This window comes from Novosphingobium sp. 18050 (genome assembly GCF_902706195.1).
Classification (GTDB): domain Bacteria; phylum Pseudomonadota; class Alphaproteobacteria; order Sphingomonadales; family Sphingomonadaceae; genus Novosphingobium.
In genome coordinates, this window is the sequence record NZ_CACSJO010000096.1 from 1 (window position 1) to 436 (window position 436).

The 436-nt window shown below is 63.5% G+C and carries 1 pseudogene; it reads left to right on the forward strand.

From position 1 onward, the window contains the following. Positions 1 to 111: 111 nt before the first annotated feature. Positions 112 to 436 (forward strand): annotated as a pseudogene (locus GVL61_RS25555) (PCRF domain-containing protein); the annotation flags it as partial.

Sequence of the window (436 nt, forward strand, 5' to 3'; positions counted from 1 at the left end):
GCCAGCTGCCGCTGCTGCGGCAGGCGCTGGGGGCAGGGTGAGGCCCTCATTCCGGGCACCCGCAGCCTGCGGTATCATTACCAGTCATCTTTTGAATGCATAACCGCCGACATGATCGAACTGAATCCTGTCCGCCAGCGCATCACCGATCTGACCGATCGCGTGCTGTCGCTTCGGGGGTATCTTTGACTACGACGCCAAGAAAGAGCGTCTTGAAGAAGTAACGCGGGAGCTGGAAAGCCCCGACGTCTGGAACAACGCCGAGTACGCCCAGAACCTGGGCCGCGAACGTTCCAGCCTGGAAAAGACCGTGGGCGGCATCGCCTCGGTGCTCGATGGCCTGAACGATGCCACCGAGCTGCTGGAGCTGGCCGAGTCCGAGCAGGACGAGGACACCGCCCTGGCCGTGGTCGCCGACCTGGACAAGCACCAGGCC